The 17,944-nt window shown below is 51.2% G+C and carries 15 protein-coding genes; 8 read left to right on the forward strand and 7 right to left on the reverse strand.

What is annotated here, in order from left to right:
* Positions 1-32 precede the first annotated feature (32 nt).
* From ABXS88_RS13800 to petN, 3 genes are read right to left on the reverse strand one after another with little or no spacing between them, the layout of a single operon-like run.
* Positions 33-986, reverse strand: coding sequence for a metallophosphoesterase (locus ABXS88_RS13800; protein ID WP_353672623.1), 954 nt, complete (start codon positions 984-986; stop codon positions 33-35).
* A gap of 12 nt (positions 987-998) precedes the next feature.
* A complete protein-coding gene (locus ABXS88_RS13805; protein WP_353672624.1) occupies positions 999-1,142 on the reverse strand; it encodes a hypothetical protein in 144 nt (47 codons plus the stop codon).
* Between the two features lie 4 nt (positions 1,143-1,146).
* Positions 1,147-1,236 (reverse strand): cytochrome b6-f complex subunit PetN, encoded by a 90-nt coding sequence (petN, locus tag ABXS88_RS13810; protein WP_353672625.1) that lies wholly within the window; start codon positions 1,234-1,236, stop codon positions 1,147-1,149.
* Between the two features lie 84 nt (positions 1,237-1,320).
* Here petN and ABXS88_RS13815 point away from each other — a divergent pair, with 84 nt between their 5' ends.
* Positions 1,321-1,746, forward strand: a complete 426-nt coding sequence (locus ABXS88_RS13815) for a hypothetical protein (RefSeq protein WP_353672626.1) — start codon at positions 1,321-1,323, stop codon at positions 1,744-1,746.
* 117 nt (positions 1,747-1,863) lie between these two features.
* Here the strand turns inward: ABXS88_RS13815 and ABXS88_RS13820 are convergent, their stop codons facing one another.
* A complete protein-coding gene (locus ABXS88_RS13820; RefSeq protein WP_353672627.1) occupies positions 1,864-2,058 on the reverse strand; it encodes a hypothetical protein in 195 nt (64 codons plus the stop codon).
* A 400-nt stretch (positions 2,059-2,458) separates the two neighbouring features.
* On the opposite strand from ABXS88_RS13820, the gene ABXS88_RS13825 reads away from it, so the two are divergent.
* The 5 genes from ABXS88_RS13825 (at position 2,459) to ABXS88_RS13845 (ending at position 10,566) form a co-directional block, all read left to right on the forward strand.
* Positions 2,459-4,588, forward strand: coding sequence for a glycosyltransferase (locus ABXS88_RS13825; protein WP_353672628.1), 2,130 nt, complete (start codon positions 2,459-2,461; stop codon positions 4,586-4,588).
* A 238-nt stretch (positions 4,589-4,826) separates the two neighbouring features.
* On the forward strand, positions 4,827-5,084 hold the full coding sequence (locus tag ABXS88_RS13830) for a hypothetical protein (RefSeq protein WP_353672629.1): 258 nt from the start codon (positions 4,827-4,829) through the stop codon (positions 5,082-5,084).
* A 12-nt stretch (positions 5,085-5,096) separates the two neighbouring features.
* Entirely contained in the window at positions 5,097-5,312 is a 216-nt protein-coding gene (locus ABXS88_RS13835; protein ID WP_353672630.1) for a hypothetical protein, read from the forward strand.
* Positions 5,313-5,610: 298 nt separating this feature from the next.
* Positions 5,611-7,527, forward strand: a complete 1,917-nt coding sequence (locus tag ABXS88_RS13840; RefSeq protein ID WP_353672631.1) for an amino acid transporter — start codon at positions 5,611-5,613, stop codon at positions 7,525-7,527.
* A gap of 93 nt (positions 7,528-7,620) precedes the next feature.
* Complete coding sequence (locus ABXS88_RS13845; RefSeq protein WP_353672632.1) at positions 7,621-10,566, forward strand: cation-transporting P-type ATPase; 2,946 nt, start codon at positions 7,621-7,623, stop codon at positions 10,564-10,566.
* Here ABXS88_RS13845 and purH read toward each other — a convergent pair.
* Positions 10,519-12,054 (reverse strand): bifunctional phosphoribosylaminoimidazolecarboxamide formyltransferase/IMP cyclohydrolase, encoded by a 1,536-nt coding sequence (gene purH, locus ABXS88_RS13850; protein ID WP_353672633.1) that lies wholly within the window; start codon positions 12,052-12,054, stop codon positions 10,519-10,521. The genes ABXS88_RS13845 and purH overlap by 48 nt on opposite strands.
* Before the next feature lie 150 nt (positions 12,055-12,204).
* Between purH and ABXS88_RS13855 the strand changes: the two genes are divergently transcribed.
* A complete protein-coding gene (locus tag ABXS88_RS13855; protein ID WP_353672634.1) occupies positions 12,205-12,897 on the forward strand; it encodes an HAD family hydrolase in 693 nt (230 codons plus the stop codon).
* On the opposite strand, the gene ABXS88_RS13860 is transcribed toward ABXS88_RS13855, so the two are convergent.
* On the reverse strand, positions 12,878-13,504 hold the full coding sequence (locus ABXS88_RS13860) for a CPP1-like family protein (RefSeq protein ID WP_353672635.1): 627 nt from the start codon (positions 13,502-13,504) through the stop codon (positions 12,878-12,880). The genes ABXS88_RS13855 and ABXS88_RS13860 overlap by 20 nt on opposite strands.
* A 152-nt stretch (positions 13,505-13,656) precedes the next feature.
* Here ABXS88_RS13860 and ligA point away from each other — a divergent pair, with 152 nt between their 5' ends.
* Positions 13,657-15,738, forward strand: a complete 2,082-nt coding sequence (ligA, locus tag ABXS88_RS13865) for an NAD-dependent DNA ligase LigA (RefSeq protein WP_353672636.1) — start codon at positions 13,657-13,659, stop codon at positions 15,736-15,738.
* Here ligA and ABXS88_RS13870 read toward each other — a convergent pair.
* Positions 15,735-17,834: a hypothetical protein gene (locus tag ABXS88_RS13870; protein ID WP_353672637.1), complete on the reverse strand. Its 2,100-nt coding sequence runs from the start codon at positions 17,832-17,834 to the stop codon at positions 15,735-15,737. The two genes, ligA and ABXS88_RS13870, sit on opposite strands and share 4 nt — an antisense overlap.
* Positions 17,835-17,944 lie beyond the last annotated feature (110 nt).

Consider the following 17,944-nt stretch of genomic DNA (forward strand, 5'->3'; position numbering starts at 1 on the left):
GCTTATCTAAACTTAAACTGCCTTTTCTTAAATTAATGACAAAGGGCCTGGCCTTTATCTCTGGGTTGACTTGCCACAGTGGGTAAAAATTCCCAATCGTAGCCCTTGGCCCCCAGGGCCAGTTTCAGCACCCCGTAGGTGTTGTCAATGCGCACTTCACTATTGGCCCGCAGGGTTTTGAAGGGATATAAGCTCTTGCCGCCACTGCCCACCACAAATTCCCGTAGGCCTAATTTCTCATCCAATTTTCCACCAGGGCCTTGGGGCGCAAAGCGCTCGTAGAGATGATCATGGGCTGTGAGCACCACATCGGCTTTGGCGTTGTAGAGGTCTTGCCAAAAGGTTTCCATTTCGGCATTGTTACCATGAACCCCGGAGGAATAGCGGGGATGATGCCAAAAAGCTAAAGTACAGGCCTTAGTATTCTTTTTGAGGTCGGCCTGGAGCCATTTTTCCTGAGGGGAACCGGCCCCACAGCCTCCAATGGCCTTGCAATTGGAATTGAGGGCAATCAGGTGCCATTGGCCTAAATCAAAACTGTAGTACCCCTTGTTGCGGTCTCCGGCTAAGGGGCCAAAGTAATCGTAGTAACCCTTGGCTCCATCGCTGTAGTATTCATGATTACCAGGAACCGGCTTGGTAATAGCCTTGAAACGGCCCCAGGTCGGCTCGTAAGAGCGCTTAAAGTTTTCTAATTCTCCCCGCTCGTACTGATTATCCCCCAGGGCCAAGACCACTTTTGGCTTAGCCTGGCGCACTAAATCCGCCGTAGCCTGCATCTGACAGTTACCGGGTTGGCCCTTGCCGTTGTTAAAGTATTGACTTTGGGGGTCGCAGGCAATATCCCCCGCCGCCATGATGAGGATCGCCTCCTGCTTCCCCATCCCCTGGGCCGGCGCCCCCTCGTTCCAGGCCAAAACCAGGCTTAAACTGAGCGCAATCAGGCCCAGCAGGCCCACCGACAATTTGGGGAGGGAGATAATCATGGAGAGAACAGTCTAGCGACCTAATTTTTTGTCTTGGTCTTGACGACGACGGTCGCGCCATTCCAAGCTGGTGAGGTAAAGAATGCCGCCACTGACCACGACGAGAAGCACCAAGGCAACGAGAAAGAGGGTGTTTAAAACAGTAGTGGATTCCACAGGCCTAAAAACCGTTACGACCCCAAACCACCATGGCAATGGACCATGTAAAAAGTACCAATACGCTAACCCAGCCTAACGTCAGAATGTCCATAGTTATTGTTCTAGAAAGATAGTCAAGGGATGATGAATAACAAAACTCATGATACGTCTATTGGAATCCCTTTGAAAACCAGCTATGGAAATTACCGTTCGGGAACGCCTCGAATCCCTCAAGGCCGGGGTCTTGGCCAGTCTTGCTTTTATCAGCTTAGTGGTGCTTAGCCAGAGTCTTTATCATTTTCTGGGCCTGGCCAGCTATCCCTTCTCTCTTCTCAGCCTGGGGAGTAGTCTGCTCAGCGGTTTCCTATTTGGCGTGACCTATCGCTACATTATCCGCCGGGATCAAAATTCCCACCTACGGGACGGGGCCGTCTTGGCCTTTGCCCTGGTGCGGGCAGGGGGTTACGGCGATGGCCTGACGGATTGGCTTCACCAAGGCCCTCTGCTGGCCCTGTTTATTCTAGAAAGTATTATTGGTTTTGCTGTAGCTCGTTCTAGTCTGGATTTGGCCCTGGCCCGGCAATGGCTCCGGCCCTTTAGCTCCATTGATCCTAATCTCTGAACGAAAATGTAATAGGGACAGGAACTCGGCTAGCTCAACTAAACCCTCTGCCTCACGTCTTTCTCCTGGAGTTAATGTTTCACCAGAATCTTGACGATCCAGTAGGATTTGGATGCGCTAATGTAATAGGGACAGGAACTCGGCTAGCTCAACTAAACCCTCTGCCTCACGTCTTTCTCCTGGAGTTAATGTTTCACCAGAATCTTGACGATCCAGTAGGATTTGGATGCGCTCATGAACCGCTTTAGGCAGTTGAAAATAAGTCAACTCAATGGGGATCTCAATGACTTTAGGCATAAAGGTCAGGGACATAAAATGAGCAGGGGCTTAAGGTTATTGTAACCAAAAGCTATTTTTGCGCCTAAACGGCGTTGCCATCCAATAAAGCCTGCGGCTATCTCTAATTCAGTTGAACCTATCTTGGCTTAGAAGCGGCTGTCACCGTTACAAAAATTTATATCCCATTAGTGCTTTTCCCGAAAACTTGATCTATCCTGGGTGGCAAATGCCATTAACCTGTAGCAGGTTCTGCTCCACCCTATGGATATTGAAGGAAAACTAAGCCAAGCCCGTTCTTTGCTCGATGTGAGTTGGGAAACGCTATTGCTGACTTGGTGGGGGTTGCGCCAGAACGCTATGATCAGCACAACTTCTTCAGGGAAGGCTACCCTTATAAAGGTAGTGATTTAGCACTTTTGACAGGAGAACTAAGGTGAGCAAGATCGAACTAAATTCTCGTTTTTTAATGGAATTTTCTCCTACTCCTATTTATCAGAGAATTATCAATGCTTTTAGAGAAGCATTTTTATCTTTGGGATATACTGTTGATTTAATTGATATTGAAGGTCTAACATTGGAGCATTATATATCCAACATAAAAGAAATAAGCCCTGACTTTTTACTGATCTCCAACTCTTTTTGCATTGCTTCAAAATACATAAAAGAAGTTAATGAATTTGTATTTCAAATGATCGAAGCCCAATTAATATTCATCCATCATGATAATATAATTGGTGGAGTACTTGACGCAGAAAGCATTAAAAGGCGACTAGATGCTTGGATTGACGTAAAAGATAGAAGTTGGCATTTTTGCCTGGAATATGACAATTTTTTAGATTTGCGAAGCATCGGTATTACCAATAGTTTTACAATTAACCATGCCTCTGAACTTCAGAAATTAAAGTATAACCAAGATTATAGTTATAATTTATCATTTGTAGGACATGTACTTCCAGGCATTGATAAAACAATCACAGGCCTTCCCTTTTCCCATTTAATACAAGCAGATATATGGAATCGAATTACTAATCTGCCTCATAAATTATCAGAAAGAGCTACTAAATTTGCTATGAACGAGTTAAATACAGAAGAAGTATCCCTTGAGTTTTTATGTATTAAGCACTTCTATCTATCCTGCTTGCATACTCAGTCTCACCCTTTTAGAGGGGAAATTATAAGTAGAATTAACAATGTTGATATAGATATTATTGGAGGTGATCCTAAATATCTCCATGGCGCTCAACATGGTTTTCGAACAATCACTAAACCTAACACAAAGTACCATAATCCTGTAAACAAAGACAGTGAAGTAATCAAGGCTATTTATGCTAGTTCAAAGATTAATTTAAACATCACTCCTTTGCAGTTTGATAGTGCGGTAATTAACAGAGTAATTGATATTGCTACTGCAGGTGGCTTTATTCTTACTGATTGGCGATCGGACTTGCCTTCATTTACAAGCGTATACAAAGAAATTTCATATAAATCTATAGAGGAACTGAATGAAAAAATATCATACTACTTACATCCTGATAACAAAAAAGAACGAATAGACATTGCTGTTACGCTACATCAGGAAGTTTCTCAAAAATACACTTATACAAATGTTATTCAAGATATGATTTCTAAAATAAATTCATCTTGTACTCAACCGAATAATTCTCCAAGCAAGGTATGTATTGACCTAGGTTGTGGTGATTGGAAGCCAGATGGTTTTATTGGCGTTGATATATTATCCCGACCTCATGTAGATGTAGTAGCAAATCTCAACTCTCGCTTTCCGTTTCCTGATAGCAGTGCTGATGTCATACGAGCCCATGATGTGATTGAGCATTTGGAAGATCGTATCCATACTATGAATGAACTGTGGAGAGTTGCTAAACCTAATGGATTAATTGATATTCGAGTACCTTCTACCGATGGGCGGGGAGCTTTCCAAGATCCTACTCATATTAGCTTTTGGAACATCAATTCATTCATGTACTATTGCATTGAATATCCAGCGTATTTGAAGCTAAATAAAAGTTATGGATTTAAGGGAGCTTTTAGGATTGAACATATTAATCATGAGCAATCAGAAAGTAACGTTATTCATGTTGTTGCAAGGTTGAGGGCAGTCAAAGAATCACCGTTACCCCAAGATTATTTGCAAGAATATTTGAACTCAATTCAAGAAATTAATATTTTAGTTTATTGGGATTGGCATCAAGAAGAGACAGAACTAACAAGAAATTTGACTCAATTTCTTGAGTTGTTATTAACTCACCCTAAAAAAGAGAAGATGACTGTTTTCATTGGTCATAAAGATATAGATGGTGAATCTGTGCATTTATTTATTATGGAAGCTGCCATGAAAGTGTTCCTTGAGAATGATATTTATGTAAGTGATGAAGAACCTTTTTTTATGCCAATTGATATCAGGCAAGAGACGGTATTGAAGTCATTGGCAAATCATATATCAGTAGTATTTTGGTTGGATAATGACCCTGAAATAGAAGCAATAAAAAAATGTATACCAGAGATAGCGATAAAATCAGATACTAATGAAATCTCTAGTCTCTAATGTAATTAGTCACTGGCAACAAGACAGGAAGGGTTACTTGGAGATACGGGAATAGTGTATAAACTAAGATATAAAAACTCTCCTACAATGTAACAGTCGATAATTCAGTAAAACTCTTATGTTGTCTAGCATCGACAAAAAGTCTATAGACTGGCTACTATACTGAGGTATCACCTGAACTCCAATAGAGATCTAGTAATGATGCAGAACCCGGTCTTTATTTTTTGGAGTGACAACCATGAATACTATTAACCCGACACTTTCTCCAAACCTTTATCAAACCTTACAAAATCTAGCCAAACAAACCGGGAAAACACCGGAAGAAATTGCCACCGGACTATTAGAGATAGAGAAAGACTTGGAAATTCTTGATGATCTTGTCGATGAATTTATTGGATCATTTCAAAGCAATATTGCTGATTGGGAAAAAAATCACGACTATTATCTAGGTCAAGAATTACAAGAAGATCATGCTGGCTCAATAAAATTATTGTGAAATCAAAATCCTATGCTGACAGTAAGTGTCTATTATGATTCCATTGGGAATACACTCACCGGTTGGTTCGGCGACCAACCGACTGAATATCTGTGTGAAGAAACTGGCGATGAAGTTGTTTTGATGAAAAATAAAGAGGGAGCAGTCATCGGCTTTGAAAAACTGAATTACATTTTAGCCGCTAATACAAATCTCAAAATCTCTCTAGAAACCGCCATTTCCCCTTAGTCTCGCTCATTCTGTCACCCAAATTTTTACCTGCGGAATGGTGCTGTCTCGGCCTTTCCCCTAGAACAGGCTGGGAGCAATGGAGCAAAAGGGCCGTCGCTCCAGATCTCCAACTTCTGATTCCTGAGCACCGGCATTGCTAAATTAGAGCATGGTTCTGTTTTTTTAATATCCCCCCATGCTGACTCCGCTAACGCAGTGTATCTTTGGGTCTAGTTGGGTTTGGTCAGCATCGAGGCAGTTCTATGCTGAAATGTGGAAAGACTAGGCGATTTATTACCTGAGCAAGTATTCACCGATGGCTACTGATCACGCTACTCCCTTAGCGCAAGTAATGGGTTGGTTACTCCAGGAGGAACCGACTACCCACGCACGCCCCGTAACCCATCCCTGGTGGCAAGTGATGTGCCTAACGGGGGTCGATTATTTCTCTACCCTGGGCTACCAACCGGGGATTGCCGCGCTGGCCGCTGGTTCGGTTGCGCCCTTTGCAACTTTGATTTTGGTGTTGGTGACGCTCTTCGGAGCTTTGCCGGTGTATCGTCGGGTGGCAAGTCGTAGTCCCCACGGGCAAGGCTCCTTGGCCATGTTGGAACGACTACTACCTTGGTGGCAGGGCAAGCTATTTATCCTCTGTTTGCTGGGGTTTATTGCCACTGATTTTATTATTACCATCACCCTTTCGGCGGCGGATGCCACCGCCCACCTGATTGAAAATCCCCTGTTACATCGATTTTTAGAGGGCCAAACAGTCAGCATTACCCTGGTGTCCATTGGTCTTTTGGGCCTTGTCTTTCTCAAGGGGTTCCGAGAGGCAATAGCCATCGCGGTTCTGTTGGTGCTGGTTTACCTCAGCTTGAACCTAGTCGTGATTGCCGTGAGTATGCAACATCTGTTGATGCACCCAGATCTGGTTCCTTCTTGGTGGCAGTCTTTGTTTACTCAGCATGGAAATCCCGTGAGCTTAGTACTGATGGCAGCGCTGTTGTTCCCCCGTCTGGCCCTGGGCCTATCGGGGTTTGAGACGGGGGTGGTCGTCATGCCCCTGGTGGAAGGGTATCCCCAAGACCGGGAGGCCTATCCCAAGGGTCGCATCCGCCAGACCTATCGATTGTTGACCACCGCGGCGGTGATTATGAGTTTTTTCCTGCTCACCAGCAGTCTGGTGACAATCCTCCTGATTCCTCCCGAAGCCTTTCAACCCGGTGGAGTAGCAAATGGTCGGGCCTTGGCTTACCTGGCCCACCAGTATCTGGGAGAGGGATTTGGGACGATTTATGACCTCAGCACCATTACGATTCTCTGGTTTGCTGGGGCTTCCGCCATGGCCGGCTTGCTCAATGTAGTGCCCCGCTATTTGCCCCGCTACGGTATGGCTCCCGATTGGGCCCGACGCTCGCGCCCCCTCGTTCTGGTCTACACGGCGATTGCCTTTGTCGTAACGATCCTCTTCCAGGCCAGCGTGGATGCCCAAGGAGCAGCCTATGCAACGGGGGTTCTCGTGTTGATTAGTTCCGCTGCCTTTGCCGTTACCCTAGCGACCTATCGTCAAGCGCCCCGTTCCCGGTTTCTGTTTTTTGTCGTCATTACCCTAATTTTTGTCTATACGACCATCGCCAATATTGTGGAACGGCCCGATGGAATCAAGATTGCTACCTTTTTCATTCTGAGTATTATTACTACCTCCCTCATTTCTCGGATTTGGCGCTCCACGGAGATACGCACTGAGATGATCACCCTGGATGAGACGGCCCAGGCCTTTGTTCAACAGGAAAGCCAGCACCTCATCCGCATTATTGCTAATCGCCGTAATACTGGTGATGAGGCCGAATACTACGAAAAGGAACGGGAAGTCCGGGAAGATAATCATATTCCCACTGACGAAAGCGTCCTCTTCCTCGAAATTGACATTTCCGATGCTTCGGAATTTGTGGAGAATTTGGCCATTGAAGGCGTTAAGGTCGGCCCCTATCGCATTCTCCGGGCCCACAGTGCTGCTGTCCCCAATGCCATTGCCGCTATCTTGATTTATCTTCGGGAACAAACAGGAAAAACGCCCCACGCTTACTTTGGTTGGCCAGAGGGTAATCCGGTGCAATACCTCCTACGTTTCCTCTTGTTTGGGGAAGGGGATATTGCCATCGTTACGCGGGAAGTGTTGCGGCGAGCGGAGAAAAACCCTGAACGTCGGCCGGCGATCCATGTAGGGGGCTAGATCTTAAGAAAGCCTTCCCTCGATTTGGCCGAAATCATCCCTAAAATTTTTCGTAGCCGAGAATTCTCCCTACCGCGTGAGTGATGCCAGATCATGCCGACCTCTTCCCTTTGGTTGCTTCCCCCGGAGGAAGTCTATGACCGCTTAGAGAGTGGGCCACAGGGTCTCACCAGCGAAGAAGCGGCCCTGCGTCTCCAGCGCTACGGGGTTAATGAGTTGCCGGAACCCACTCACCGGCCCCTCTGGTTGCGCTTTACGGATCAGCTCACCCATTTCATGGCCCTACTCCTCTGGACGGCGGGGATTCTAGCCTTTGTTTCCCATACGCCGCAATTGGGCTGGGCCATCTGGGCGGTGATTTGGATTAATGCCCTGTTTAGTTTTGTCCAGGAATTTCGGGCAGAAAAGGCCCTGGCGGCCTTAAAAAAAGTGTTGCCGAGTCAGGCCAGGGTCTATCGAGACGGAGAACTTCAGCAGATCCTGGCCCGAGACCTCGTCCGGGGCGATGTGGTGCAGTTGGAAGAAGGGGATCGTCTGTCGGCGGATATGCGCTTGGTCTGGGCGGATAATTTGTACCTTGATGTGTCGGTCATGACGGGGGAATCCTTGCCGGTGGCCCGTGCCGCTGAATCAGTTCAGGTGCGGGAAGTGCGGGCCGTACGGGGAGGAACGGTTATTCCCCACGGGGAGGAAGGTCATCTCCAGGAAGTGGTCAAACCGGCGGAAATTCGCAATTTAGTGTTGGCAGGTTCAACGGTAACGGCGGGTCGGGGCCTGGGGGTGGTCTATGCGACGGCGGCCCAGACTGAATTTGGCCATGTGGCCCACCTCACCACCAAGGTACACCGGGAAACCAGTACTCTGGAGGTACAAATCAGTCAGATTGTGCGTCTGATCACCCTCATTGCCGTCAGCATGGGGATATTGGTCTTTCTGCTGACTTCGTTGCTGGTGGGGATGGCCGTCAAGGAGAGTTTTATTTTTGCCATTGGCATTATCGTGGCCTTGGTTCCCGAAGGATTGTTGCCCACGGTCACCCTCTCTCTGGCCCTGGGGGTACAACGGATGGCCAAGCAAAATGCCCTGGTGCGGCGTCTATCGGCGGTGGAAACCCTGAGTGCAACCACGGTGATTTGTACGGATAAGACAGGAACCCTGACCAAGAACGAAATGACGGTTTGTGCGCTATGGTTGCCGTTGAATCAACAAGGCTATCGGGTTACGGTTACCGGAGAAGGCTATGATCCCCACTCTGGATCGATTGCCTGGCCCGAAGCAATGGCCCTGCAACAACAGATTCAACTTCTACTGCTGGGAGGGGCCCTCTGTTCCAATGCCCATCTCGTGAATCCTCCCGGTTCCAGCCGCTGGCAAGAAATTGGCGACCCGACAGAGGCCGCCCTACTGGTGGCGGCTCTTAAGGGCCAGTTGGATTTATCCCAACTACAACGGGAATTTCCCCGCCAACGGGAAGTCCCCTTCGATTCCCGACGACGACGCATGAGTGTGGTGTTGGGACGAGAGGATGGTGCGCTGTTTGATCTCCTGGCCCAGCCGGGCCAAGGCCCTGGTTTATTGCCCTATGGCCTGATTACCAAAGGGGCCCCCCTGGAGGTACTGCGGGGCTGTCAGGGCCTGTGTCGCGCCGGAGTGGTCGATACCCTGAAGGAGGAAGACCGGCAGCAAATCATTGCAGCCAACGATGCCTTTGCCCAGGAAGGGTTTCGGGTACTGGGAGTAGCCATGCGCCAAGGCAACGAAGCACTGCTAACGGAAACCCCCCAACGCCTGGAACAAAGCTTGGTTTTTATTGGGTTAATCGCTATGTTTGACCCCCCACGGGCGGAAGTGCCGGAGGCCATTACCCGTTGTCATCAGGCCGGAATTAAGATCACGATGGTGACGGGAGACTATGGGCTGACCGCTGAGGCCATTGCCCACCGTATTGGGCTGGTACAAGACAGGGCTCGCATTATTACCGGGGATGGACTCGAACGCCTCTCTGATGCTCAGCTCAGGCAGGTGTTGAAATACCGCTCAGGATTAATCTTTGCCCGTATGGCTCCGGAGCAAAAGCTCCGTCTGGTTCAAGCCTATAAAGACCTAGGACAGGTGGTGGCAGTGACGGGTGATGGTGTTAATGATGCCCCGGCCCTGCAGGCCGCCCACATTGGCATTGCGATGGGCCTTAACGGCACCGATGTGGCCCGGGAAGCGGCGGATATCGTCTTGATGGATGATAACTTTGCCACCATTGTCAGTGCTGTCGAGGAAGGACGAACGGTGTACCAGAATATTCGCAAGTTTATTACCTATATCCTGGCCTCCAATGTGGCGGAACTGGTGCCCTTTTTGGCGATGGTGGCCTTAAAAATTCCCCCAGCTCTGGTGATCATGCAAATTTTGGCAGTGGATTTAGGCACCGATATGATTCCCGCCCTGGCCCTGGGGGTCGAACGAGCAGAACAGGGAACAATGCAGCGGCCCCCTCGCCCCAAGCAGGCGGCCCTGCTAGACCGGTCTTTGCTCCTACGGGCCTACGGATTTCTAGGGCTGATGGAAGCGACCCTGGCCATGGGGGCCTTTTTTCTTGTCTGGTGGAGCCATGGCTATGGCCTCAGCGAACTCCAAGCTATCACCCCGAGTATTCTGAGCCATACCGCCAGTGCTACGGTAATAGCTATTTATGCCCAGGCGACAACGATGACCCTGGCAACCATTGTGGCCTGCCAAGATGGTAATCTCTTTGCCTGCCGTTCTGAACAGACTTCCGCTCTTCAACTCCCCTGGTTCAATAACCCGCTGCTCTGGATCGGGATTGCCACGGAATGGTTATTGATCATTTCGCTGATCACCGTAGCCCCCCTGGCCCAAATTTTTGCGACCGCTCCCCTACAACCTTGGCAGGGCCTCTTGCTCTTGGTTTGTCCCCCCTTGGTCTTGGGGGCTGAAGAACTGCGGAAATATGTTCTGCGCCAACATCCAGGAACCTTAGTGCAGGAAATGACGCAGGCCGGTAAAGACCATCACCAGGCCTAATTCATTGGCGGCCTGGATGGAATCTTGGTCACGCACGGAGCCACCGGGTTGGACAATGGCCGTAATCCCGGCCTGGGCCGCCGTCCGTACCGAGTCATCAAAGGGGAAAAAGCCATCGCTGGCCAGATAACCGCCCCGAGCCTTTTCGCCGGCTTGTTGCAGGGCAATGGCCACAGAACCGACTCGATTCATTTGGCCGGCCCCGACGCCCAAACTAGTTTTCTGGTGACTGACCACAATGGCATTGGACTTAACATGCTTGCAGACCTTCCAGGCAAAGAGGAGTTCAGCGAGTTGTTCAGCACTGGGCTGTTTTTCCGTCACGACTTGCCAATGCTCTGGAGTTTCAGCCACATCATCACTGGCCTGAACCAGGAAACCACCGGCGATGGCCTTGATTGTCTGTTGAGGGCCGGTGAGTAAATCGGGGAGCAACAACACCCGCAGATTGGGCTTAGCGGCCAGAATTTTTTCCGCCTCTGGGTCACAGGCCGGGGCCACAATACATTCCAAAAAGGTTTGGCTTAGGGCCTGGGCCGTGCTGCTATCAATCGCTTGGTTCAGGGCCACAATGCCGCCAAAGGCGGAGACTGAATCCGCGGCATAGGCCTTACGGTAAGCTTCGGCCAGGTTACTCCCCAGGGCCACCCCACAGGGATTGGTATGTTTGAGAATGGCGGCGGCGGCCTCCTGGGGGTCAAATTCTGCAATCAGACGACGGGCCGCTTCCAGATCCACCAGATTGTTGTAGCTGAGTTCCTTACCCTGCAATTTAACCGCACTGGCCCAACCTTCGGCCTGGCTTCCTGTTTGGTACCAAGCGGCACTTTGGTGGGGATTTTCGCCGTAGCGGAGGCTTTGGCGTAGGTTGCCTCTGAGCCCATAGTGTTGACCTGTCTCACCGTTCAGTTGGGCAAAGTACTGGGCAATGGCCTGGTCATAGGCCTGGGTCAAGGCAAAGGCTTCTCCGGCCCAACGTTGGCGCAAGCTTAGGTCAATTTCTCCAGTTTCCCCCAGGGCCTGAAGATAGTCAGCGTACTGGCGGGGGTGGCTCAAGATGGTGGTGTGGGCAAAGTTCTTGGCGGTGGCGCGGATCATGGCCGGGCCGCCAATATCGATCTGTTCAATGGCCTCAGCCACGGTGACGTTGGGTTTGGCAATGGTCTCTTCAAAGGGATAGAGATTCACCACGACTAAATCCAGGGGACGAATTTGGTTCGCTTCTAGGTCTGCCAGATCCTCGGCTAAATTCTTGCGTGCCAAGATACCGCCATGGATGCGGGGATGGAGGGTCTTCACCCGGCCCCCTAAAATTTCCGGTGCGCCGGTGTAGTCACTGACCTTGGTCACAGGAATGCCGGCCCCCTGCAAGGCCTTAGCCGTACCGCCACTGCTAATCAGGTCAAACTGAAACTCTTCGACCAAAGAACGAGCAAACTCAATCAAACCGGTTTTATCGGAAACACTGAGCAGGGCAAGGCGGGCCATGGCTTTCTCCTATCGCAATCAGGGACAAACCTTTCCATTATCCATCGACACTCCCCCGTCCACCCAACGATTTTTCCCCAGGCATTTGGCGGAACTGCCTGTTGGCGATAAGATTGGGGCGTATTTTGTCGTGACTCCCATGCCTGCGCCATGCTCAGACTAATCACCGATTTTGACGGCCCGATTATGGATGTTTCTGAACGTTACTATCGGGTTTATCTCTATTGTTTAGAGCAGGTGCAAGAACCCGGTCAGGCCCTGCACGTGTTAACCAAGAGCGACTTTTGGCAGTTAAAGCGGGCCAAGGTAGCAGAGGTAGAAATTGGTCGTCGTTCTGGCCTGGTGGAGTCCCAAGTCCAGCGTTTTGCCGATCTCCGTCGTCAGACGGTGCATACTCTACCCTACCTTGTCCACGATTTACCCCATCCGGGGGCCGTAGAAACCTTGGAATATCTGCAATCTCTCGGTGTTGAGTTGGTGGTGATGACCATGCGTCGGGTCTGTGAATTGGAGGAGGCCCTGGAACGCAATCATCTGGGTCGTTTTTTTGCCCCCCAGCATCGCTATTGTCTGAGCAACGACTACGTTAAAACCGGCGATACCAAGGATAAACCCCTGCTGATGCAACGGGCTATCAGAGAACTGCCTCCCCACGATACCGTTTGGATGGTGGGAGACACCGAGGCGGATATCCTGGCGGCCCAGAGTGCGGATATTCCGGTGATTGGGGTGTTATCGGGAATTCGTAACCAAGAACAGTTGGAACGCTATGGCCCTCTGCGGATTATGGCCAATCTGCGCGAGGCCACGGAATTTATTTTGGCTAGCGTAGGAAGCTACTAATCAGCCAAAAAACCAAGAAAGTCACGCCCGTGGCCATGGCTTCTGCGCTCAGGCCCGTTAGCAGTCCCGCACTTCCCAAGAGAGCTGTCAGACCCGTGCCTAGGGCCACGCCAGCAATCAGGCCCAACAATGTCAGCAAAAAGGCCCGGGCAAACTTTTTCTCTTTGCGATTGAGAAAATAGAGGTTGACAAAGACCCCGGCCACTAGCAGGAGAGGACGCAGGGATTGAGGGCCATTGGGGCTAAAAAAGCTGACGACGGCCAGGGCCAAGAAAAGACCGGCGGGCAGTAAAATATCGTTTTTAGACGGCGTATCAACTAAATTCTGGAGCCAGGACGGAGTCTGGGTTTTGGGAAAGTTCGGCCCACTGTTGGGCATCTCTACACTTTTTTCGGGAAAGCGAATCCGTTCCGGGACTTTGATTTTTCCCTCCTGACGTAGTCTAAGCCGCTCCATGATGATGGCATCGTAGGCCGCTTCAATTTTCTCCACAGCGGCGCTGTCTTCCTGGTATTTTTGACTCAATTGAGCCTTGATGACCTGAATCTCCTCAAAGGACGCATCTTCGGTGACACCAAGGGTTTGGTAGGGAGTGGGGTCGCTCATAGGGCCAGCTTGTCTACGTTTTTCTGCATTCGTCGCCAATCATAAACCTTATTATGCGTTAATTTTCTCTAATCTGCCCCTGGAAACCGAGAGAAACGTGAGTCGGATTCCATCGTAGGATAATGGCCAAGGTAAGCAACGTCTCTCGGACTATGCCTAAGCTTGCCGCCCAATTCTACCGGCCACAGACCATTCACGAGGGGAAATTAGGGGTGCTAGAACCAGCTCAACGCCTTGCCCAGTTGCGGCAACAACTCCAAAAGGCTAGCTATGCCTACTATGTTCTAGACGCGCCCATTATGGAGGACAGCGTCTATGACCAACTCTATCGGGAACTCCAGGCCCTAGAAAGTCAGTACCCCCAGTGGATTACCCCCGATAGTCCGACCCAACGGGTTGGAGAACGACCCGCGAGTCAATTTACCTCCGTCCGCCATCGCATTTCCCTCTACAGCCTCGAAAATGCCTTTAATCTCCCGGAATTGCGCCAATGGCAGGAACGCTGGCAACGCCTGGCCCCTGATGTTCCGGACGCGGAGTATGTTTGCGAACTCAAAATTGATGGTTCGGCCATTGCCCTGACCTACGAGGCTGGAGTTTTAGTGCAAGGGGTGACCAGAGGTGATGGTACGACCGGCGAAGAGATTACCCAAAACCTGAGAACCATTCGCTCCATTCCTCTGCGGTTGGCCCTAGACTCCCCTCCCCCCATTGTGGAAGTCCGGGGTGAGGCCTTTTTACCCCTAGCGGAGTTTCATCGCATTAATCAGGAACGAGAACAGGCCGGCGAGGCCCTGTTTGCCAATCCCCGCAATGCGGCGGCGGGGACCTTACGCCAACTGGATTCTAGAATTGTTTCCCAGCGGCGTCTCCAATTTTTTGCCTACACCCTGCATCTACCTGGCCAGGAAGAACAGATTACTAGTCAATGGCAGGCCCTGGAATACTTGAAGCAAGCCGGTTTTGTGGTCAATCCCCACTGCCAACTCTGCCCAGACCTGACGGTGGTGACGGAATATTTTGAGGATTGGGAAGGGGCCCGACAACGGCTCCCCTACATGACCGATGGCGTAGTGGTGAAGCTCAATGACTACGCCCTGCAAGAACGCCTCGGCTTTACCCAAAAGTTTCCCCGCTGGGCCATTGCCCTGAAATATCCCGCCGAAGAGGCTCCGACGGTCGTTAAAGATATCCAGGTCAACGTTGGTAGAACTGGCGCCGTGACGCCCTTGGCCGTGATGGCCCCCGTCCAACTGGCCGGTACGACGGTACAACGGGCCACCCTCCATAACCAAGACCGCATTACGGCCTTGGACATTCGCATCGGGGATACGGTAATCATCCGTAAGGCCGGGGAAATTATCCCGGAAGTTGTCCGAGTCTTATCGGAACTCCGGCCCACGGGAACCCAGCCCTTTCAGATGCCGACCCATTGTCCCGAATGCAATTCCCTGCTCGTCCGGCCGGCCACCGAGGCTGTGATCCGCTGTATCAATAGTTCCTGTCCTGCCATTTTGCGGGGGAGTCTAGTGCATTGGGCCTCGCGGGATGCCCTGGATATCCGGGGCCTGGGGGAAAAAGTAGTAGTGGCCCTGCTCCAGCATCAGTTGGTTCGTTCCTTGGCGGATCTCTATCGGTTAACCGAATCCCAATTGTCCCAACTAGAGCGCTTCGGAGAAAAATCCGCCCAAAATTTGGTTCAGGCCATTGCCGACAGTAAACAGCAACCCTGGGAAAAAGTCCTCTACGGCCTCGGCATTCGCCATGTGGGGGTAGTCAATGCTCGGGTTCTGGCGGAGCAATTCCCCTCGGTGGCGGCCCTGGGCCAGGCCACGGTAGCTCAATTAGCTGGGGTGTACGGCATTGGCGATGAAATTGCCCAGGCAGTTTTTGATTGGTTCCGCAGTCCGGCGAATCAAGCATTACTTCAGGATCTGGAGGCCCTGGAATTGACCCTGGCCCGGCCCCAAACCAGTGTAGAAAATGCTTCCCCCCGTTCCCTAACCGGCAAAACCTTTGTCCTGACGGGAACCCTACCCACTCTCAAGCGACAGGACGCCCAAACTTTGATCGAGCAGGCCGGTGGCAAGGTAACGAGTAGCGTGAGTGCTAAGACCGATTTCGTGGTGGTGGGGGAAAATGCCGGTTCTAAATTGGCCAAGGCCCAAGCCTTAAACCTGACATTGCTGAGTGAGGAAGAATTATTGGCCCTGTTAGTATCAGAGACTACTTAGGCCAGTGACAAATTCCGTTGGGCTTCGACCAGGCCTGAGCGTTGCACAAGGGCCAGCAGAGCCCCGGTTTGTTCCGTTCCCCGCACGCCAAAATCACTGTGACAAAGAATTAAGCGCTCCGTGACCCGGCCCAACAGATCCTGAATCAGACGTTCAAAACGATCCTGATTAAAGGCCAATTCCTCGGCTTCCGTCCAAGGGCCAGGGGGCCGATAACGTTGAAAGAGGGGGGCCGCAAACTTGGCCGCTCCGCCCTTGCTCCAGAGATTATCCCCCACATCCAGCCAAATCTGCCAACGATGTTGCTGACGCAGAGAACGATAGTGATACACCGTCGCTAGTAGGACTTGGTTGGGGGGGTGGTCAAAGTAGTGGGGAGGACGAGACGGTGCATTAACCAGGCCCTGGCGAATGAATTGGATTAATTGTCCGGCCCGCTGGGCCTGGGTCAAGGGGGGCTCTGTTTGCAGACGGTCTTGGATTTGTTGGAAGTGATAGGTGGTTTTCTGGAGGGTGCTTAACTCCATGGCCTGGGCATAGGACAGGCAAGATTTGGGTAAAACCAAGTCCTCAATGGCCTGATAGAGGATGGCTAGCGGTGATGGTGGAGTTGTTCCCTGGCAATCTTGCCGATAGCGCTCGATCCATTGGTAAAGCTTTTGATAGGCCTGGGTGGCCCGATAGCCAAAACGATCCCAACGAGCGTAGCTGGTTTCTGGCAAAAGGCGGGGATGGTCAGGGCTCAGTTGATAGCAGGTGTCTGCCAACAGGCCGGCCCGCACGGGATCAATGGCGGCCTGGACACTGGGGGAGGCCGCCGGGGTCACTTGGGGAAACTGACTCAGTAGGACTAACATTTCGGCCACTTCATCCCGCAGGGCCCACTGGCCGAGGCCAGGGTATACCAGGGCCAACAAGGTTAGCAGGGCCCGAATCAGCGGAGAACTATTGAGGGGTCGTTGTTCATTGAGGGGAGCAATGGCAATCTTAGCCGCGCCTAAAATTTCCAGTAGGGTATAGCGGGCCACTTCATCCAGACCGGGAGCAATGATGGCAATCTCCTGGGGTTGAACCTGGCCCTGTTGGATCGCTTCGATGATAAATTCCGCCGTTTCCCGCAGGAGGTTGGCCCGTGAAGTAGTCTGAATCGATTGGATGACCGGAGGCAGGGGGTCATTAGTTTGGGGATTCTGGATCAAGGCCAATAGGGTTGACCCGAAAGTGCGGGCCAGGCCATTGCCCTGCTCCAGCTCAAGGCGTTCTCCCCAGGTGGCTAAATCGGTGAAGGCCTCGGGATCCACATCTAGGCCCAGACGAACGGCCCCGTCACGGTTAAAGGTCAAGGCGCTGGTGTGGAGACAGGGCCGCAGTTGACGAAAGAGATCACCAATAATCGCCGGATAATCATCCACGTCATCGGCAAACAGGGCCTCGAAACGTTCCTTTAAGGAGGCCTGGTAACGGGGATGGGGCAACAGAAAGCGCCAATAGAACTCTAGGGTTATGCCATCGGGCAAAAAGCCTCGTTGCCAACACCACTGGCGCCAATGGAGCAAGAAGGCCTGGCGTTGGGCCACTGGTAGGCCCTGGGCCAGATAATCGGGCAGGCCCATTGTTAGCAAATCCTCAAGACTTTCTAAGGCTTTGCCCGCCGCCCCGGCTAACTGCATCAGATCGAGGGTCTCCCGCACTCGACGGACTTCGGCAGGACTCCCCATGTCTTCCTCTCCTAGGTCAAAAAACGCTTGCCACACGGGTATCGCCAGGGCCTGTTCCATCTGGAGGGTCAACACCAAGGGAATGGCCCCAAGACCCGGATGCTGTTCCACTAGCAGGGGCCAGAAGAGTAAGACTTCCTCCCGCAACCAACCCAGGGGTGTATAGCAACGAGGCGCGAAGGTATCTCCCCATTGTTGCGCCAGACGGTCTAGCAATTGACGCCGGTTATCACCATTGGCGACTAATAATAAGGCGGTGGGTTGTCCCAGGGCCAGTTCCTGAGGAGCTTTTGCCTGACACCATTGCTGGATGAGCGTGATTAATTGTTGCGTTTTGCCACTGCGGGTCGGCCCCTCAATCCAAATTGCTCGGTGCAATCTCAACCCTCCGGAATCGAATTTGCTAAGATTTGTCTTATCCGTACGAAGCATGGGCGAGTTTAGGGGCCGGGCCCCTCCGCCGTTGAATCTATTCCGACATTAACCCA

The organism is Synechocystis sp. LKSZ1 (assembly GCF_040436315.1).
Classification (GTDB): Bacteria; Cyanobacteriota; Cyanobacteriia; order Cyanobacteriales; family Microcystaceae; genus Synechocystis.